Here is a 17,177-nt window from a genome sequence, read left to right as displayed (position 1 = left end):
ACACCGCGCATGGCGATTTCGAAGGCTTCGTCGTCAGGCGTCAGGCGGGTCTCGGCGATGATGCTGTCGAGGATGCTGTATTCGCCGTTCTCGGCGGCGTTCTGTTGTGCTGCGCTAGTGCTCATTGTGTAGGCTTCCTTGGCTGCTGGAGTCTCAGGCGTCCGGGGCTGCTGCGTTCAGGCCCAGCTCACCGAGTTCGCGACCGCGGGATTCGTCGTCGGCGAGCACGCCTTCGATGGCTTTACGGAACGCAGGGGCGTTGCCCAGCGGGCCTTTGAGGGCCACCAGCGCATCGCGCAGTTCCATCAGCTTTTTCAGTTCAGGCACTTGCTCGACCAGGCTGGCCGGGTTGAAGTCCTTCATGGAGTTGACGCGCAGCTGCACGGCCAGCTCGTCGGCTTCGCCGTCTTCCTGCAGACGGTTCGGCACGCTCAGGGTCAGGCTCAGCTCCTGCTTGGCCAGCACCTCGTCGAAGGTCATCTTGTCGATGCTGATCGGCTTGCGATCCTCGATCTTGCGCTCGTCCTTGCGGTGGGTGTAGTCACCGATCGCCAGCAGTTTCAGCGGCAGTTCAATCTCTTCCTGAGCACCGCCGGTGGCGGGTTTGAAGGTGACGTTGATGCGTTCCTTGGGGGCTACCGAGCCTTCTTTGGCCATGGCTTTTCTCCTTGCGGTTGTGGCCCTGGGGCCTATTCGAGTACCACTTCGAGGTCGAGGTGGCACAGCCTGCGATAAATCTCATCCTTGCGTTCACGTACGGCATGGTTCTGCGGCATCAGCTCGCAGCAACTGTGCAGCAGGTGCAGCACTTCCAGCGCAAGATCGGGCTCCCAGGCGTGCAGGCCTGAGTCCTGTAGTGTCTGATCGAGGGTTTCGAGCTGGTTCTTGGCCAGTTCGTACTTCTTGGCCATGAAGCACAGGCGCGCCAGGGCGAACTGCCAGAAGAAGCGCACCCGTCCGCCGTGGGCGGCCTGCAGGCCTTGCTTGAGGATCTGCACGGCGGCCTTCAGGCCTTCCTTGCGCAGGATCGGCATCACCTCTTCGAGGGCCTTTTCCCAGGCCGGCTGGGTCTCGACCTCGGCCTCGACCTTGCGCGGCGCGCTGGCGCTCTGCAGGTGCGGCATGACGTTGGCGGCGATCCAGGCGCGGGTGGCCGGATCGGCGAACGGCACGCCGTCGTGGAAACGCAGCTCGACGATGCCGGGCAGGCGCTGAACCAAAAGCGCGAAGTGGATCTCCACTTCGCGCATGGCCATTTCGGCGTTGAGGTTCTGCAGGCATTCCCAGACCATCCGCTGGCCGTCGAACCAGAACGGCGCCTTCGCCAGGCTCGCCTCCAGTTCCACCAGCAGGTCGGCGTACTTGCCCTGGTCGAAACGGTCCTGATAGGCCTTGAGCTTGTCCGTCGGCAGGTTGCGCAGCACGGTGATCTGCTCGGCGTTGCGCTCGGGCACCGCGTCGATCGGCAGCCACAGCAGCGTGCGGTTCAGGCGCAGGGCGCGCAGGTCGGTGGCCTTCTGCTTGAGCCACCAGGCGCACAACGGACGGGCGCTCTCCTGCTGGGCGCGCAAGGCCTTGTAGGCCTCTTTCTCGTTGTCGATCGGCGCGCCGGGGGTGAACAGCTGGGTGGCCGCCTGCTTGACCTGGGCCACCGCCGCGCCGACCACGCCGGGTTCCGGCTGGTTGTCGGCGGCGCGCTGGATCATGGTCTTCAGCCGGCGGCTGACCGGCAGCAGCAGCGGCGCGTCGTCGCCCAGGTGCTGGCTGCAGGCGGCGTCGAGGCCGTCCAGGTGTTCGGACAGGCGCCGGAACATCGGCAGCTGTTCCTTGATCGCGACGTTTTCGGTGATGACCTGCTCCAGCCGCGGCACCAGCCAGCCGATGGCGGCGGCCCGGGTGCGGGGCTTGAGCGGGTGGATGTCGGCCCAGTTGTTTTCCGACAGATGGTGCAGCAGACCGAGGCCGGCGAGCAGGCCGGGGAAGGATTCACGCTGGTACAGCGACCACGTCAGCCAGGCGCCGACCCGCAGATCCTTGGACTGGGTGCGCAGGAGGGTTTCGCTGTTTTCGCGGATTTTGAGCCAGTCGACCTGGCCGCTTTCGTGCATCGACGAAGCCTTGGCCAGCTCGCTTTCCAGCGCCTCGAATTCGCTCGAGAAGCGAACGTCTTCGCCCGCAAAATTCTCTTTGGAAACAGAGACTTTAGCGAGTTCGAGGTAATGGGCGGAAAGTTTGCTCGAGTAGGACATCCATGGCCTTTAGTTTGGATTACGGTCGTGCGCCCATTGGAATGGCAGCGGCGCGGGACAGTATCGAAGAGCGGTGAAGCGACTCATCCAATTGAGTTTCAGCTCTTTCAAGTGCGCGCATCGTAATCACTATGATGGCCACTAGCAAGCATCCGATTAAACAACAAGACGAAGTGTTCATTGGGCTCTGTAAGAGATTGCCCTATATGGCACAGGGGTTTCCCTGATGCCTGTTTATATTCCGTGTTTACCTCGCTCCCTGCCGAAACCATCGACCTAGAGCGGCCCGTGAAACAGCCACCGGACAGCTGCACGTTCGTTCCACAAGTAAGGGCGGAAAGCATGACAAATCCGGAAAAAAAATGAAGTAGGAAGGTTCTGAAAATGGGACGGCATCTATGAACAATTGGTGAGAACCCACTGGGAACAATAAAAGTGCCATCATCATGATGGCACCCTATATATCCACTAGTTCCAAAGGCCTTCCCCAAAAGGGGTCCCATGCATCGAATCAATATCCAGCCATCACTCTTCCTACAGCTCGATCCTCAAACCGGGCCCACACTTTGAAACACGGATCGGTCTGACTCAACCCCCGGACACTTCTTACATAAACATGTTTCACGCCTTGTTAGCGTGCAGCCAAACATCGGCGTGCGCTGGCCAGGGACGGTTTCGACACCACGCCGGTTTTCCCCGCGATCCAGGGACACGCGCATGTCTGAAACTGTCAATTCCGCCGCCGTCACGCTGCACATTCCCGGCGTCCGCCATGACTTCCAGGTGCTGGCGTTCGACGGCACCGAAAGGGTCGGCGGCCTTTACGCCTTGCAGTGGTCGGACTCGCCCCCGGCGGCATCGTCAAAGTCTGGATCACCGACCCCTGCCTTCAGGCAATTGAGGTCACCCGCGAACAGGCCAGCGTTGTCCCCCTCGGCCCGCACATGGGCAAGGCGCGCGAATATTGCTTTTTCCAGGAAGAGTCCAAAGCCTGCGTAGAAAAATTCGGCATCCCCTACGGTTCCCGGTAACTAAAATCAGTCGAATACCGTCAACGCCCCACAACCGTTTTCGCAACGCAGCACCTACAAGGACATCGGCAAATGGATGAAAACCGAAGGCCCATCAAGACACGGTCGGCCGGCTGGGCAAAGCGTGTCACCGAAAGCCTGGTGAAGCGGGACATCTCGCCGAATCAGATTTCCGTCGTCAGCATGCTTTTCGCGCTCTTCGGCGCGCTGACGCTGTGGATCGACAACGGCGTGGCCGGCTCGATTTTCTGCATCATCGGCATTCAACTGCGCTTGTTGTGCAACCTGTTCGACGGAATGGTGGCCATCGAAGGCGGCAAGCAGTCGGCGATCGGCAGCCTGTACAACGAGTTTCCCGACCGGGTGGCGGACAGCCTGTTGATCGTCGGGCTGGGTTACGCCATTGGCCAAGCGGAGCTTGGCTGGTTTGCGGCACTGGCGGCGGCGCTGACCGCTTATGTGCGGGTATTCGGCGGCGCCCTCGGGCTCAAGCAAAGCTTCATGGGGCCCATGGCCAAGCAGCACCGCATGGCGGTGATGACCGTGGCGCTGCTGTTGAACGTGTTCGAAACCAGCGTTTACGGCACCCATCATGTTCTGTTGATCGCATTGCTGATCATCGCCATCGGTTCGGTCGCCACCTGCGTCACGCGGACGCTGGCCATCTCCAAGCAACTGAAGGGGAATGCCCATGTGGATCAGTAATGCGCTGATTTCGCTGCTGCGATTCCTGATCGGCGTGACGGCCCGCTGGGAAAGCCCGCCGGACCTCACCCGCCAGCGGATCTACTTCGCCAACCACACCAGCCACATGGACACCCTGGCGATCATCGCTGCGCTGCCCGCGCAGGCCCGGCGCGATGTGAAGCCTGTGGCGGCCGCCGACTACTGGGGCAAGAACCGCTTTCTGTCCTACATTTCCCAAACCGTCCTGAACGCCGTGCTGATCGAGCGCAACCCGGCGCCGGGCAGCAATGTGCTGGAGCCGATTTTCGACGTGGTGCGGGCCGGACACTCGATCATCATTTTCCCTGAGGGCACCCGCTCCACCCAGCCGCTGCCGGGCCCCTTCAAATCCGGCATCTTCCGGCTGGCCGAGACGTTTCCCGAGGTCGACCTGGTGCCGATCTATCTGGAGAACCTGCACCGCTCGATGCCGAAGGGCAAACACGTGCCGCTGCCGATCATCTGCACAATCCGCATCGGCGATCCGCTGCCACGCCTCGCCGGCGAAGAAAAGCAGGCGTTCCTCGAACGCGCACGCGATGCCATCGTGAGGTTGTCGAAATGAGTCTGGAAACCAAATTCCTCTGGTTCTTCGCGGCCATCGCCTGCCTGCTGGCCGTGGCTTCGCTCACCGGGAGCGTCCTGGCCCGGCGGGCCACCTCCGAAAGCTCGGTGGCGACCATCGAAAACCTCAACCAGCGGGTGAATGCCTGGTGGGGGATGGTCATCGTTTTCTTCGTGTCCTGGCTGCTCGGGCCCAACGCCACGGTCGTGCTGTTCGGCTTCATTTCCCTGTTCGCACTGCGCGAGTTCATCACGCTGACGCCCACCGCACTGGGTGACCACAACGCGCTGTTCTCGGCGTTTTTCATCTTGATCCCCCTGCAATACCTGCTGATCGGCACGCACTGGTACTCGATGTTCACGTTGCTGGTGCCGGTGTATGCGTTCCTGCTGCTGCCGGCGATTGCCGTCCTGAGCCAGGACACCGAAGGCTTTCTGGAGCGCACGGCGAAGATCCAGTGGGGGGTGATGATCTGCATCTACTGCATCAGCCACGCGCCGGCGCTGTTGCTGCTGGATCTGCAAGGCTTTCAGGGTCAGAACGCCCTGTTGCTGTTCTATCTGGTCTTCGTGGTGCAGATGAGCGATGTCCTGCAGTACGTGTTCGGCAAGCTGTTCGGCAAACGCAGGGTCGCGCCGCTGGTGAGCCCGTCGAAGACCGTGGAAGGCCTGATCGGGGGCGGCCTGTCGGCCACGCTGATCGGCGGCTGCATGTTCTGGATGACGCCGTTCAGCTTCTGGGCAGCGCTGCTGATGTCGCTGGTCATCGTGACCATGGGCTTTCTCGGTGGCCTGGTCATGTCCGCGATCAAGCGCAGCCTGAGCGCCAAGGACTGGGGCACGATGATCAAGGGCCACGGCGGCATGCTCGACCGGATGGACTCGATCTGCTTCGCGGCGCCGATCTTCTTCCACCTGACCCGCTATTTCTATTCGGCCTGACCCGCACCGTCCCTTGCGCCGGGCACAAAAAAGGGCATCCGACCTGGTCGTGATGCCCTTTTTTCACTGCGGCCCCCCCGCTCATCCCGGGGGCGCACTTCAATTACGGATTGACGCTGTCCTTCAACGACTTGCCTGGCTTGAACGCCACGGTGTTGCTGGCCTTGATCTTCACCGGTTCGCCGGTTTGCGGGTTCTTGCCGGTGCGGGCACCGCGGTGGCGTTGCAGGAAGGTGCCGAAGCCCACGAGGGTGACGCTGTCCTTGCGGTGCAGGGCGCCGGTGATTTCTTCGAGAACGGCATTGAGGACGCGGTTGGCCTGCTCTTTGGTCAGATCCGCTTTTTCTGCGATGGCGGCGGCGAGTTCTGGTTTACGCATTAGTGAAGCCCCTTTGACGGTTTTTTGTTGTTATGTCCGTGCTGTCCTCGTTGGAACAGCGCCCAAGGCGCCGCAGGCTCTACGCTGCGGCAGACGGGAGTGAGGATGGCACGCGGTTCGGGGCGGCGCCAGTCTCCCCGCGACCTTTGTGGGGGCAAAAGCGGGGTGATTCCGACAGAACGACCGGTATTTACGCCAGCAGGGCCGGAAGTTGTTTGTTCAGGGCGAGTTTTTCGGTCACGGCCGCGCCGGTCAGGGCGTAACCCAGCAGTTGGCCTTCGCCGTCATGGCACAGCGCTTTGACGTCGGCGCCCTGCCCCTCGACCGTCCACACGCCCTCGCGGCCCCGTGGCGGCGGGGACACCACCAGCGGGCAGACGGGGGTCTTCACGGTGATCGGCATCGGCCCGTAGCTGACCGCCGTCGGGTTGCCGTTGAGGGTCTGCGCCAGCGCTCTCGCACAGCTCATGAGGGGCATCACGTACAGAAGATTCAGCCCATCGACCTCGGCGCAGTCGCCCAGGGCGTAAATGTTGGCGTGGGACGTCCTGAGCTGGCGGTCGACCGTCACACCGCGGTTGACCTGCAGCCCGGCGGCCGCCGCCAGGTCGATCCGCGGGCGCAGGCCGATGGCCGAGACCACGGCGTCGCAGGCGATCACCTGGCCGTCGGACAGGTGCGCCTCCAGGCCGTCCGCGACCTTCTGCAGGCGGGCCAGCACCGGACCTAGGTGGAAACGCGCACCGAGGCCTTCGAGCCCCGCCTGCACGGCTGCGGCGGCGGCCGGGTGCAGCAGGGTCGGCATGACCTGTTCGCACGGCGCAACCACTTGCACCTCGTAACCGCCCAGGATCAGGTCGTTGGCGAATTCGCAGCCGATCAGCCCGGCCCCGAGCAGCAGCACCCGGCGCTTGCCGTCCACGGCGGCACGGAAACGCGCGTAGTCTTCGAGGTCGTTGATCGGGAACACCCGGTCCGCCGCATCGCCGGCGATCGGCACGCGCACGGTCTCGGCGCCCCAGGCGAGGATCAGGTCGCGGTACTCGACCGCCTCCTCGCCGATCCACAGGCGCTTGTGGCCGGGGTCGATGCCGCTGATGCGGGTGTGGGTGCGCACTTCGGCCTTGAGCAGCTCGGCCATGTCGCCCGGTTCGGCCATGCTCAGGCCGTCGGCGTCCTTGTTCTTGCCGAACCCGGTGGAGAGCATCGGCTTGGAGTAGGAACGGCCGTCATCGGCGGTAATCAGCAGCAGCGGGGTGTCGCCATCGAGCTTGCGAAACTCTCGGGCCAGGTTGTAGCCGGCCAGCCCGGTGCCGATGATCACTACAGGTGCGTTCATGCCCTACTCCTTGTGTTTTCTCAGTTGATTTCGATCATTTCAAAGTCCGTCTTACCGACGCCGCAATCCGGGCAGAGCCAGTCTTCGGGCACGTCTTCCCAGCGGGTGCCCGCCGCGATACCGTCATCCGGCCAGCCTTCGGCTTCGTTGTAGATCAGGCCGCAGACGATACATTGCCACTTCTTCATTCAGGTGCTTCCTCAGGGGGTCAGGCGTGTGTCGGCGCAGAGGGTCGATGGTGTCGCGCTGCCCTCCGGCTCAGGGCGTTTTGTACTGGGGGTGCCGGGCAGATGCAAGCCTGTTCGGCGCAATGGCGACCCGGATCAATCAATATCGCCGCCTGCCATGGTAAGCTCGCCGCCTCATTTGCGGCCAAAAACGACTCATTGTGCAACCCACAGAATCCCGCCCGGCCCCGCTCTGGCTGGCGCAAACGCAGTTGATGCCCCTCCCCGCCCCGAAGGTCCTTGACTGGCTGTTCGACGAAGGCTCCCTGACCCGCCGCCTGACCGGCCTGTCCGACGGCGGCTTCAGCATCACCCCGCTGTTCGAAGGCTGGCAGCCCCTGCGCGCCGACGAGTGCGCGGCGCTGGACCTGGCCGAGGGCAGCGAAGGCTGGGTGCGCGAGGTTTACTTGCGCGGCCACGGCGAGGCCTGGGTGTTCGCCCGCAGCGTGGCCTCGCGCAGCGCCTTGCAGGGCGACGGCCTGCACATGGACGAACTGGGCAGCCGCTCCCTGGGCGAGCTGCTGTTCTGCGACCACGCCTTCAGCCGGCGCGCCATCGAAGTCTGCCGCTATCCTGAGCAGTGGCTGCCTGCGGAGTGCCGCGTGCCCGGACTGTGGGGCCGCCGCTCGCGCTTCGACCGCGGCGCGCTGAGCGTGCTGGTGGCGGAAGTCTTCCTGCCGAGCCTGTGGGCCGCCACCGCCGAACCGGAGAACCGCTGATGTACCAGAGCCTGCTCAAGTCCCTGAACCGCTTGAACCCGCGGGCCTGGGACTTCATCCAGCTGACCCGCATGGACAAGCCGATCGGCATCTACCTGCTGCTGTGGCCGACGCTGTGGGCCCTGTGGATCGCCGGCAAGGGGTCGCCGTCGCTGGCCAACATCGTGATTTTCGTCCTCGGCGTGGTGCTGACCCGCGCCGGCGGCTGCGTGATCAACGACTGGGCCGACCGCAAGGTCGACGGCCACGTCAAACGCACCGCGGAGCGCCCGCTGGCCGCCGGCAGGATCAGCTCCAAGGAAGCGCTGGCGTTCTTCGCCCTGCTGATGGGCGTGAGTTTCCTGCTGGTGCTGTGCACCAACGCCGCCACGGTATGGCTGTCGCTGGGCGGCCTGGCGCTGGCGTTCACCTATCCGTTCATGAAGCGCTACACCTATTACCCGCAGGTGGTGCTGGGCGCGGCGTTCTCCTGGGGGATGCCGATGGCGTTCACCGCCGAGACCGGCGAGCTGCCCGCGACCGCGTGGCTGCTGTGGATCGCCAACCTGCTGTGGACCGTGGGCTACGACACCTATTACGCGATGACGGACCGCGACGACGACCTGAAGATCGGCGTGAAGTCCACGGCGATCCTGTTCGGCGATGCCGACCGGGCGATCATCCTGACCTTGCAGGGGCTGGCGCTGGGTTGCCTGCTGCTGGCCGGTTCGAAGTTCGGGCTGGGCCTGTGGTTCCACCTCGGCCTGCTGGCGGCCGCCGGCTGCTTCGCCTGGGAATTCTGGTTTACCCGAGACCGCGACCGGATGAAGTGCTTCAAGGCGTTCCTGCACAACCACTGGGCGGGGATGGCGATCTTCATCGGGATCGTGCTGGATTACGCGCTGCGCTGAGCCGCCGCGAAGAACGACTGCGGGAGCGAGCCTGCTCGCGATGGCGGCGCATCAGTCAACGGATCTGTCGACTGACCCGACGCCTTCGCGGGCAAGCCCGCTCCCACAGGGTTCCACAGAGGGAAAAGATCAAACGGTCACTTGTGCTCGTGCACCACGTGCCACACGTCCTTCATGCCGTCGCCCTTCATTTCCCCGGGCTTTTCATCCTTCACGAAGGTGTACAGCGGCTTGCCGTCGTAGGCGTACTGCATCATGCCGTCGTCGCGCTTGATGACCGTCCACTTGCCTTCGGCCTTGGCCCCCGCCGGCGCCATCATCGGTGGCCAGTTCTTGGCGCAGTCGCCGTTGCACATCGACTTGCCGCCGGCGTCCTTGTCGAACGTGTAGACGGTCATGCCTTTGTGGTCGACCATCATGCCGTCCTTCATCATGGCCGGCTCGGCCGCCATGGCGAGGCCCGGCAGTGCGAGTGCGGCAGCCATCAGCAGCGCCTTGAAAGAAACAGTCGTCTGAGTCATGGAAACCTTCTTTTGTGGTTGTCAGGATTCGAACCCAGAGCTTAGTCCAGGATTTGCACAATCGCCGGGCGCCGAATACTGTCACACGACTGCAATAATTCCGTTATCTAATGCGGCGCACGACAGTTAAATGACAAGAGGATTAAGGCATGGTTGGCAGGAACATTCTGATCGTCGACGACGAAGCGCCCATCCGCGAGATGATCGCCGTGGCGTTGGAAATGGCCGGCTACGACTGCCTTGAGGCCGAGAACTCGCAGCAGGCCCACGCCATCATCGTCGACCGCAAGCCGGACCTGATCCTGCTCGACTGGATGCTGCCCGGCACCTCCGGCATCGAACTGGCGCGGCGCCTCAAGCGCGACGAGCTGACCGGGGACATCCCGATCATCATGCTCACCGCCAAGGGCGAAGAGGACAACAAGATCCAGGGCCTGGAAGTCGGCGCCGACGACTACATCACCAAGCCGTTCTCCCCCCGCGAACTGGTGGCGCGCCTGAAGGCCGTGCTGCGCCGCGCAGGCCCCACCGACGGCGAAGCGCCGATCGAGGTCGGCGGCCTGCTGCTCGACCCGATCAGCCACCGCGTGACCATCGACGGCCGCCCGGCCGAGATGGGCCCCACCGAATACCGCCTGCTGCAGTTCTTCATGACCCACCAGGAACGCGCCTACACCCGCGGGCAGTTGCTGGATCAGGTCTGGGGCGGCAACGTCTATGTCGAGGAGCGCACCGTCGACGTGCACATCCGGCGCCTGCGCAAGGCCCTCGGCGATGCCTACGAAAATCTGGTGCAAACTGTGCGCGGCACCGGCTACCGGTTCTCCACCAAGGCCTGAGCCCACCGCCAGCCCCGCAGACAAGGACCGCATTCCCCGTGAACCAAAACTGGCATGGCACCCTGATTCGCCACATGCTGTTGCTGGTCACCGCCTGCCTGGTGATCGGCCTGATCACCGGTTACTACGGCTGGAGCCTCGCCGCGGGCCTGGGGCTGTACCTGGCCTGGACGCTCAAGCAGCTGCTGCGCCTGCACGAATGGCTGCGCCTGCACCAACCCGACGAAGCGCCGCCCGACGGCTACGGCCTGTGGGGCGAGGTGTTCGACAGCATCTACCACCTGCAGCGCCGCGACCAACGGGTGCGCGGACGCCTGCAGGCGGTGATCGACCGCGTACAGGAATCCACCGCTGCCCTGAAGGACGCGGTGGTCATGCTCGACAGCGAAGGCAACCTTGAGTGGTGGAACCGCGCCGCCGAGACCCTGCTCGGCCTCAAGACCCCGCAGGACAGTGGCCAACCGGTGACCAACCTGGTGCGCCATCCGCGCTTCAAGGAATACTTCGAGCAGGACAGCTACGCCGAGCCGCTGGAAATCCCCTCGCCGACCAACGACCGCCTGCGCATCCAGCTGTACATCACCCGCTACGGCAACAACGAGCACTTGATGCTGGTGCGCGACGTCACCCGTATCCATCAGCTGGAGCAGATGCGCAAGGACTTCATCGCCAACGTCTCCCACGAACTGCGCACGCCGCTGACGGTGATCTGCGGCTACCTGGAGACCCTGCTCGACAACGTCGAGGAGGTGAACCCGCGCTGGGGCCGTGCGTTGCAGCAGATGCAGCAACAGGGCGGACGCATGCAGACCCTGCTCAACGACCTGCTGTTGCTGGCCAAGCTGGAGGCCACCGATTACCCGTCGGACAATCACCCCGTGCAGATCGATGCATTGCTTCAATCGATCAAGAGCGACGCGCAGCAGCTGTCGGGCAGCAAGAACCAGCGCATCAGCCTGGAGGCGGACGGCGGGATCCTGCTCAAGGGCAGCGAGGCGGAACTGCGCAGCGCCTTCTCCAACCTGGTGTTCAACGCCGTGAAATACACCCCGGCCGAAGGCAACATCCGCATCCGCTGGTGGGGCGACGAGCAAGGCGCGCACCTGAGCGTGCAGGACTCCGGGATCGGCATCGACAACAAGCACCTGCCGCGCCTGACCGAACGCTTCTACCGCGTCGACTCCAGCCGCAACTCCAACACCGGCGGCACCGGCCTGGGCCTGGCCATCGTCAAGCACGTGCTGCTGCGCCACCGCGCCCGCATGGAGATCAGCAGCGTGCCCGGCCACGGCAGCACGTTCACCTGCCATTTCGCCCCGGCCCAGACGGCCCGCCCGCGCACCGTCAGCGCCGCCGAGTAAGGCCGCACTAGGCAATCGCCCGGTCAGCCGCTACATTGGCTGACTTGCGCCTGCCCTTTCAGGTGCGTTTCTTCTCATTTTTCGAATCACACGGAACCCGCAAAACCCCATCATGGACCCTTCCCCTGGCTTGTCCCTCGCAACCATTTTCGCCGACTTCGGCATGATTCTCTTCGCTCTGATCCTGGTCCTGCTCAACGGCTTCTTCGTTGCGGCGGAGTTCGCCATGGTCAAGCTGCGCTCGACCCGGGTCGAGGCCATCGCCGAGCAGCACGGCTGGCGCGGCCACATCCTGCGCACCGTGCACAGTCAGCTCGATGCGTACCTCTCGGCCTGCCAACTGGGCATCACCCTCGCCTCCCTGGGCCTGGGCTGGGTCGGCGAGCCGGCGTTCGCGCACCTGCTGGAGCCGGTGCTCAGCGCCGTCGGCGTGCAGTCGGCCGAGGTCGTCAAGGCGATCTCGTTCTTCACCGCGTTCTTCATCATTTCCTACCTGCACATCGTGGTCGGCGAACTCGCGCCCAAGTCCTGGGCGATCCGCAAGCCCGAGCTGCTGTCGCTGTGGACGGCGGTGCCGCTGTACCTGTTCTACTGGGCCATGTACCCGGCGATCTACCTGCTCAACGCCAGCGCCAACGCCATCCTGCGCATCGCCGGCCAAGGCGAGCCCGGCCCGCACCATGAGCATCACTACAGCCGCGAAGAACTGAAGCTGATCCTGCACTCCAGCCGCGGCCAGGACCCGAGCGACCAGGGCATGCGCGTGCTGGCGTCGGCGGTCGAACTGGGCGAGCTGGAGGTGGTGGACTGGGCCAACTCCCGGGAAGACCTGATCACCCTGGAGTTCAACGCTCCGCTCAAGGAAATCCTCGCGCTGTTCCGCCGCCACAAGTTCAGCCGCTACCCGGTGTACGACAGCGAGCGCCAGGAGTTCGTCGGCCTGCTGCACATCAAGGACCTGCTGCTGGAGCTGGCGGCGCTGGATCACATTCCGGAGTCGTTCAACCTTGCCGAACTGACCCGCCCGCTGGAGCGCGTGTCGCGGCACATGCCGCTGTCGCAGCTGCTGGAGCAGTTCCGCAAGGGCGGCTCGCACTTCGCCGTGGTCGAGGAGGCCGACGGCAACATCATCGGCTACCTGACCATGGAAGACGTGCTGGAAGTGCTGGTGGGCGACATCCAGGACGAACACCGCAAGGCCGAGCGCGGCATCCTCGCCTACCAGCCGGGCAAGCTGCTGGTGCGCGGCGACACGCCGCTGTTCAAGGTCGAGCGCCTGCTGGGCATCGACCTTGACCACATCGAGGCGGAAACCCTGGCCGGCCTGGTCTACGAAACCCTCAAACGGGTGCCGGAAGAGGAAGAGGTGCTGGAGGTGGAAGGCCTGCGGATCATCATCAAGAAGATGAAAGGGCCGAAGATCATTCTGGCCAAGGTGCTGATGCTGGACTGATGCGGGTTTTATTGTGGCGAAGGCGCTTGCTTCCCTGAAGCGGGACTGCTGCGCAGTCCAGCGGGAGCAAGCTCCCTCGCCACAGGGCCTTTCAAGCTGAATCCTCAGCGCTTCACTGTTTGCCCAACGCAAAGTTGGGCAGCGCGCCCAGCGGTTGCTTGAACTGATAGGGAATCGACACCAGCCCCTCCCCCGTATTGCGCTGCACCACGAAGTGCAAATGCGGGCCACTGCTGTTGCCGGTATTGCCCGAGAGCCCCAGCGGGCTGCCCACGGTCACCCGCTGCCCTTCCCGCACGTTCACCGAACCTTGCTTGAGGTGCAGGTACACGCCCATGGTGCCGTCATCGTGCAGGATCCGCACAAAATTACCGGATGGATCGGTGCCGCGCCCGTTCTGGGAATTCTCGGTCTTCACCACCACACCCGCCCGCGCCGCGATGATCGGCGTCCCCACCGGCATGGCGATGTCCATGGCGTATCTGTTCTTCGGCCCGAAGTGGCTGTAGTCGCCATTGGCACCTTGGCTTAGGCGGAACGGCCCGCCGCGCCAGGGAAACGGATAGCGATAGCTCTGCGCTGCGCCGGCAGGGTCGCCCAGGGAATAATGGAACATCGGCGTGTACACCAGCGGCTTGCCGCCGGACACCGCCGTCAGCAACGCCAACCGGGTATTGCTGCGCGCCGGCAGCACCCGGCGGATCGTTTGCGCCGGGGCGCCACGCACGTTGCTCATGCCGGTAAACGCCAGGGCCACCTCCACCGGCGCGTACAGGTCGTTGCGCACGAACACCACGTCCACGCCCTTCTGCTTCTTGATGTCCAAGTACACCTGGCGCTCCAGGTGCTCGACCATCCGGTCCTGAAAGACGAACACCTGTGAGCCTTTGCTCGGGCGGTCGCTGTACGAGACCACTCCGTTGGCATCGGTGGATTTGTAGATCGTCATGGCCACGGTCGAGGTGGAGGCCATGAACAGACCACAGAAAAACAGCAGGCGCAGGGGCATGGGCGAACGTTCTGTCGAGGAAGGCCTGGAAGTGAGCCTAGCAGCTGAGACAGACCAGGCTAGCCGACAGATGTTTCAAATGTGGCACAGGGGGGAGATGGGCGGCGCATTCAATGACGCCATCGCGAGCAGGCTCGCTCCCACAGGGGCTTTGGTGCAGCGCCCCTGTGGGAGCCAGCCTGCTGGCGATGGCGTCAGCCCACGCACAGCAAGGCAGTGGCTCCCGCAAGAAACGGTGGGAGCGACAGGACGACGCTTCGACTTGCCCGCGCAGACGGACGGTCAGGCGCCCGGAACGAAGTGCTTCTGCGCCGTGCCGCGGGCGATCAGGCGGGAGAGGTAGTCGAGCTTCTGCGCGTCCTGGTCGACGAAACGGAAGGTCAGCTGCAGCCAGTCGCTGTCGGGCTTCGGCTCGTGGGCGACGACGGCGTGCAGGTAGCCGTTGAGGCGCGCGGTTTCGGCGTTCTCGCCCTGCTCCAGGTCGAGCACGGCGCTGTCGAGGATCTGCGGCAGGTTGTCGGTGCGTTTGACCACCAACAGCGCTTCCTTGATGCTCAGGGCCTTGATCACGCACTGCTGGGTGCCGCTCGGCAGGCGCAGTTGGCCTTGGCCACGGCCGCTGGCCGGTGCGGCCGCAGCAGCGGGCTTGGGCGCCGGGGCGCTGTTGAGCAGGCCACGGGACGGCGCGGCGGCCGCCGGCGCCGGCGCTGCGGCAGGCTTGGCGAACGGATTGACCGCAGGCGCGGCGGCCGGGGCGCCGCCGACCACGGCCGGCTTGCCGCCGGTCAGTGCGCTCAGGGAGTCGTTGCCGAACGCCGAGTTCATCTTGGTCGGCGCGCTGTTCATCAGGGTGTCGAGCTTGCCGACCTTGTTCAGCGCCTGCTTGACCTTGGTCAGCAGCTGCTCGTTGGTGAACGGCTTGCTGACGTAGCCGGTGACGCCGGCCTGGATCGCCTGCACCACGTTCTCTTTGTCGCCGCGGCTGGTGACCATGATGAACGGCATGGTCTTGAGGTTGTCCTGCTCACGGCACCAGGTCAGCAGCTCGAGGCCGGACATCTCCGGCATTTCCCAGTCGCACAGCACCAGGTCGAAGGCTTCCTTGGCCAGCATGGCCTGGGCCTTGCGCCCGTTGATGGCGTCCTCGGTGCGAATCCCCGGGAAGTAATTGCGCAGGCACTTTTTCACCAGGTCACGAATGAACGATGCATCGTCCACGACCAACACACTGATCTTGCTCATCCAACACCCCTAAAAAAAATCCCGGCAAGCATAACGCTTGAATGATGGCACTTTGCCAAAACTTTTCAGTCACGCCGGGACTTTTCGTTCGCGGGTGCTGCTTTTTCGATTCGCGCCCCAAACGAAAACGCCCGGCCAAAGGACCGGGCGTGCTTCTTGGGCAATCTTACTTATCGTCAGCTTCGTCCGGAACATTAGCGGTTTCGCCGCTTGTGCCCTCAACTTCTTCCTTCATGCGCTTGAGGCCCATGTGGCGCACATCGGTGCCGCGCACCAGGTAGATCACCAGCTCCGAGATGTTGCGCGCGTGGTCGCCGATCCGCTCCAGCGAACGCAGCACCCAGATGATGCTCAGAACCCGCGAGATAGAGCGCGGGTCTTCCATCATGTAGGTCGCCAGCTCGCGCAGGGCGGTCTTGTACTCGCGGTCGATGATCTTGTCGTACTGCGCCACGGACAGCGCCAGGTCGGCGTCGAACCGGGCGAACGCGTCCAGCGCGTCGCGCACCATGTTGCGCACCTGATCGCCGATGTGGCGCACTTCGACGTAGCCGCGCGGCGCCTCGCCCTCTTCGCACAGCTGGATGGCGCGGCGGGCGATCTTGGTCGCTTCGTCGCCGATGCGCTCAAGGTCGATCACCGACTTGGAGATGCTGATGATCAGCCGCAGGTCGGACGCCGCCGGCTGGCGGCGGGCCAGGATGCGCAGGCATTCCTCGTCGATGTTGCGTTCCATCTGGTTGATCTGGTCGTCGATCTCGCGCACCTGCTGGGCCAGGCCCGAGTCGGCCTCGATCAGCGCCGTGACCGCGTCGTTGACCTGCTTCTCGACCAGCCCGCCCATGGCCAGCAGGTGGCTGCGCACTTCTTCCAGTTCGGCGTTGAACTGCGCGGAAATGTGATGGGTTAAACCTTCCTTCGAAATCATGGTTTTGCTCCGCAAAAGCTGTGAGCCGCAAGCTACAAGCTGCAAGCTGTTTCGTTTTTTACTCGGTCCGCCCTTACTTGCCGCTTGAAGCGTGCGGCTCGCAGCTGCGACTAGCCGTACCGACCGGTGATGTAGTCTTCGGTCTGCTTCTTCGCCGGATTGGTGAACAGGGTGTCGGTGTCGCCGAACTCCACCAGTTTGCCCATGTACATGAACGCCGTGTAGTCGGAGACCCGCGCAGCCTGCTGCATGTTGTGGGTCACGATGACGATGGTGAACTTGGATTTCAGTTCGTAGATCAGCTCTTCGACCTTCAGGGTCGAGATCGGGTCGAGGGCCGAGCACGGTTCGTCGAGCAGCAGCACTTCGGGCTCCACGGCGATGGTGCGGGCGATCACCAGACGCTGCTGCTGGCCGCCGGACAGGCCGAGCGCCGAGTCATGCAGACGGTCCTTCACTTCGTCCCACAGGGCCGCGCCCTTCAACGCCCACTCGACCGCTTCGTCGAGCACGCGCTTCTTGTTGATGCCCTGGATGCGCAGGCCGTAGACCACGTTCTCGTAGATGGTCTTGGGGAACGGGTTGGGCTTCTGGAACACCATGCCGACCCGGCGGCGCAGCTCGGCCACGTCCTCGCCCTTGCGGTAGATGTTGTTGCCGTAGAGGTTGATCGCGCCTTCGACGCGGCAGCCGTCCACCAGGTCGTTCATGCGGTTGAAGGTGCGCAGCAGCGTGGACTTGCCGCAGCCGGACGGGCC

The 17,177-nt window shown here is 63.9% G+C and carries 19 protein-coding genes and 1 pseudogene; 9 read left to right on the top strand and 11 right to left on the bottom strand.

From position 1 onward, the window contains the following. The 3 genes and pseudogenes from ACIP0B_RS24640 to tssA form a co-directional block, all read right to left on the bottom strand. A pseudogene (locus ACIP0B_RS24640) lies at positions 1–125 on the bottom strand (type VI secretion system contractile sheath large subunit); the annotation flags it as partial. Between the two features lie 28 nt (positions 126–153). Next, positions 154–657: a type VI secretion system contractile sheath small subunit gene (gene tssB / locus ACIP0B_RS24635; RefSeq protein WP_400836844.1), complete on the bottom strand. Its 504-nt coding sequence runs from the start codon at positions 655–657 to the stop codon at positions 154–156. A 32-nt stretch (positions 658–689) separates the two neighbouring features. Beyond that, the gene (gene tssA, locus ACIP0B_RS24630; RefSeq protein ID WP_217894440.1) at positions 690–2,249 is read right to left on the bottom strand and encodes a type VI secretion system protein TssA; all 1,560 of its coding nucleotides are present in this window, start codon (positions 2,247–2,249) and stop codon (positions 690–692) included. A gap of 833 nt (positions 2,250–3,082) precedes the next feature. Between tssA and ACIP0B_RS24625 the strand changes: the two genes are divergently transcribed. From ACIP0B_RS24625 to ACIP0B_RS24610, 4 genes are all read left to right on the top strand, one after another. Next, positions 3,083–3,280 carry a DUF2931 family protein gene (locus ACIP0B_RS24625; protein WP_400836840.1) on the top strand — a complete coding sequence of 66 codons (198 nt, stop codon included), beginning with the start codon at positions 3,083–3,085 and terminating at the stop codon, positions 3,278–3,280. A 72-nt stretch (positions 3,281–3,352) separates the two neighbouring features. Further along, complete coding sequence (locus ACIP0B_RS24620) at positions 3,353–3,985, top strand: CDP-alcohol phosphatidyltransferase family protein (RefSeq protein ID WP_400836837.1); 633 nt, start codon at positions 3,353–3,355, stop codon at positions 3,983–3,985. Continuing rightward, positions 3,972–4,571, top strand: coding sequence for a lysophospholipid acyltransferase family protein (locus tag ACIP0B_RS24615; protein ID WP_400836835.1), 600 nt, complete (start codon positions 3,972–3,974; stop codon positions 4,569–4,571). Before ACIP0B_RS24620 ends, ACIP0B_RS24615 begins: the two co-directional genes overlap by 14 nt. Further along, a complete protein-coding gene (locus ACIP0B_RS24610; protein ID WP_400836832.1) occupies positions 4,568–5,512 on the top strand; it encodes a phosphatidate cytidylyltransferase in 945 nt (314 codons plus the stop codon). The genes ACIP0B_RS24615 and ACIP0B_RS24610 overlap by 4 nt, the downstream gene beginning before the upstream one ends. A 103-nt stretch (positions 5,513–5,615) precedes the next feature. On the opposite strand, the gene ACIP0B_RS24605 is transcribed toward ACIP0B_RS24610, so the two are convergent. The 3 genes from ACIP0B_RS24605 to ACIP0B_RS24595 all read right to left on the bottom strand — a co-directional run bounded on the left by ACIP0B_RS24605 (position 5,616) and on the right by ACIP0B_RS24595 (position 7,418). Then, positions 5,616–5,891 carry an HU family DNA-binding protein gene (locus ACIP0B_RS24605; RefSeq protein WP_003213368.1) on the bottom strand — a complete coding sequence of 92 codons (276 nt, stop codon included), beginning with the start codon at positions 5,889–5,891 and terminating at the stop codon, positions 5,616–5,618. A 190-nt stretch (positions 5,892–6,081) separates the two neighbouring features. Beyond that, on the bottom strand, positions 6,082–7,230 hold the full coding sequence (locus tag ACIP0B_RS24600) for an NAD(P)/FAD-dependent oxidoreductase (protein WP_400836829.1): 1,149 nt from the start codon (positions 7,228–7,230) through the stop codon (positions 6,082–6,084). Between the two features lie 20 nt (positions 7,231–7,250). Then, positions 7,251–7,418, bottom strand: a complete 168-nt coding sequence (locus tag ACIP0B_RS24595; RefSeq protein WP_085579074.1) for a rubredoxin — start codon at positions 7,416–7,418, stop codon at positions 7,251–7,253. 200 nt (positions 7,419–7,618) lie between these two features. On the opposite strand from ACIP0B_RS24595, the gene ACIP0B_RS24590 reads away from it, so the two are divergent. Both ACIP0B_RS24590 and ubiA read left to right on the top strand, forming a co-directional pair. Continuing rightward, positions 7,619–8,176, top strand: coding sequence for a chorismate--pyruvate lyase family protein (locus ACIP0B_RS24590; RefSeq protein WP_400836826.1), 558 nt, complete (start codon positions 7,619–7,621; stop codon positions 8,174–8,176). Beyond that, the gene (gene ubiA / locus ACIP0B_RS24585; RefSeq protein ID WP_400836824.1) at positions 8,176–9,066 is read left to right on the top strand and encodes a 4-hydroxybenzoate octaprenyltransferase; all 891 of its coding nucleotides are present in this window, start codon (positions 8,176–8,178) and stop codon (positions 9,064–9,066) included. Before ACIP0B_RS24590 ends, ubiA begins: the two co-directional genes overlap by 1 nt. A 137-nt stretch (positions 9,067–9,203) precedes the next feature. Here the strand turns inward: ubiA and ACIP0B_RS24580 are convergent, their stop codons facing one another. Then, positions 9,204–9,587 (bottom strand): hypothetical protein, encoded by a 384-nt coding sequence (locus ACIP0B_RS24580; protein WP_085706623.1) that lies wholly within the window; start codon positions 9,585–9,587, stop codon positions 9,204–9,206. A 149-nt stretch (positions 9,588–9,736) separates the two neighbouring features. On the opposite strand from ACIP0B_RS24580, the gene phoB reads away from it, so the two are divergent. The 3 genes from phoB to ACIP0B_RS24565 all read left to right on the top strand — a co-directional run bounded on the left by phoB (position 9,737) and on the right by ACIP0B_RS24565 (position 13,240). After that, positions 9,737–10,426 carry a phosphate regulon transcriptional regulator PhoB gene (gene phoB / locus ACIP0B_RS24575; RefSeq protein WP_085579082.1) on the top strand — a complete coding sequence of 230 codons (690 nt, stop codon included), beginning with the start codon at positions 9,737–9,739 and terminating at the stop codon, positions 10,424–10,426. A 74-nt stretch (positions 10,427–10,500) separates the two neighbouring features. Further along, a complete protein-coding gene (phoR, locus tag ACIP0B_RS24570; RefSeq protein ID WP_400836847.1) occupies positions 10,501–11,787 on the top strand; it encodes a phosphate regulon sensor histidine kinase PhoR in 1,287 nt (428 codons plus the stop codon). Positions 11,788–11,899: 112 nt separating this feature from the next. Then, the gene (locus ACIP0B_RS24565) at positions 11,900–13,240 is read left to right on the top strand and encodes a hemolysin family protein (protein ID WP_400836821.1); all 1,341 of its coding nucleotides are present in this window, start codon (positions 11,900–11,902) and stop codon (positions 13,238–13,240) included. 112 nt (positions 13,241–13,352) lie between these two features. Here the strand turns inward: ACIP0B_RS24565 and ACIP0B_RS24560 are convergent, their stop codons facing one another. From ACIP0B_RS24560 to pstB, 4 genes are all read right to left on the bottom strand, one after another. Further along, positions 13,353–14,249, bottom strand: a complete 897-nt coding sequence (locus tag ACIP0B_RS24560; RefSeq protein ID WP_400836818.1) for a peptidoglycan DD-metalloendopeptidase family protein — start codon at positions 14,247–14,249, stop codon at positions 13,353–13,355. A 282-nt stretch (positions 14,250–14,531) separates the two neighbouring features. Continuing rightward, positions 14,532–15,491: a response regulator gene (locus tag ACIP0B_RS24555; protein ID WP_400836815.1), complete on the bottom strand. Its 960-nt coding sequence runs from the start codon at positions 15,489–15,491 to the stop codon at positions 14,532–14,534. 166 nt (positions 15,492–15,657) lie between these two features. Further along, positions 15,658–16,419 (bottom strand): phosphate signaling complex protein PhoU, encoded by a 762-nt coding sequence (gene phoU / locus ACIP0B_RS24550; protein ID WP_085579093.1) that lies wholly within the window; start codon positions 16,417–16,419, stop codon positions 15,658–15,660. 110 nt (positions 16,420–16,529) lie between these two features. Further along, positions 16,530–17,177 (bottom strand): phosphate ABC transporter ATP-binding protein PstB (pstB, locus tag ACIP0B_RS24545; RefSeq protein WP_400836812.1); only part of this gene is annotated, 648 nt, incomplete at its 5' end.

The organism is Pseudomonas sp. NPDC089534 (genome assembly GCF_044749305.1).
In the GTDB taxonomy this organism is placed as follows: domain Bacteria; phylum Pseudomonadota; class Gammaproteobacteria; order Pseudomonadales; family Pseudomonadaceae; genus Aquipseudomonas; species Aquipseudomonas ekonensis.
The sequence above is the reverse complement of the archived record's forward strand: the minus strand, read 5'-3'. Positions and strand labels throughout refer to the sequence as shown.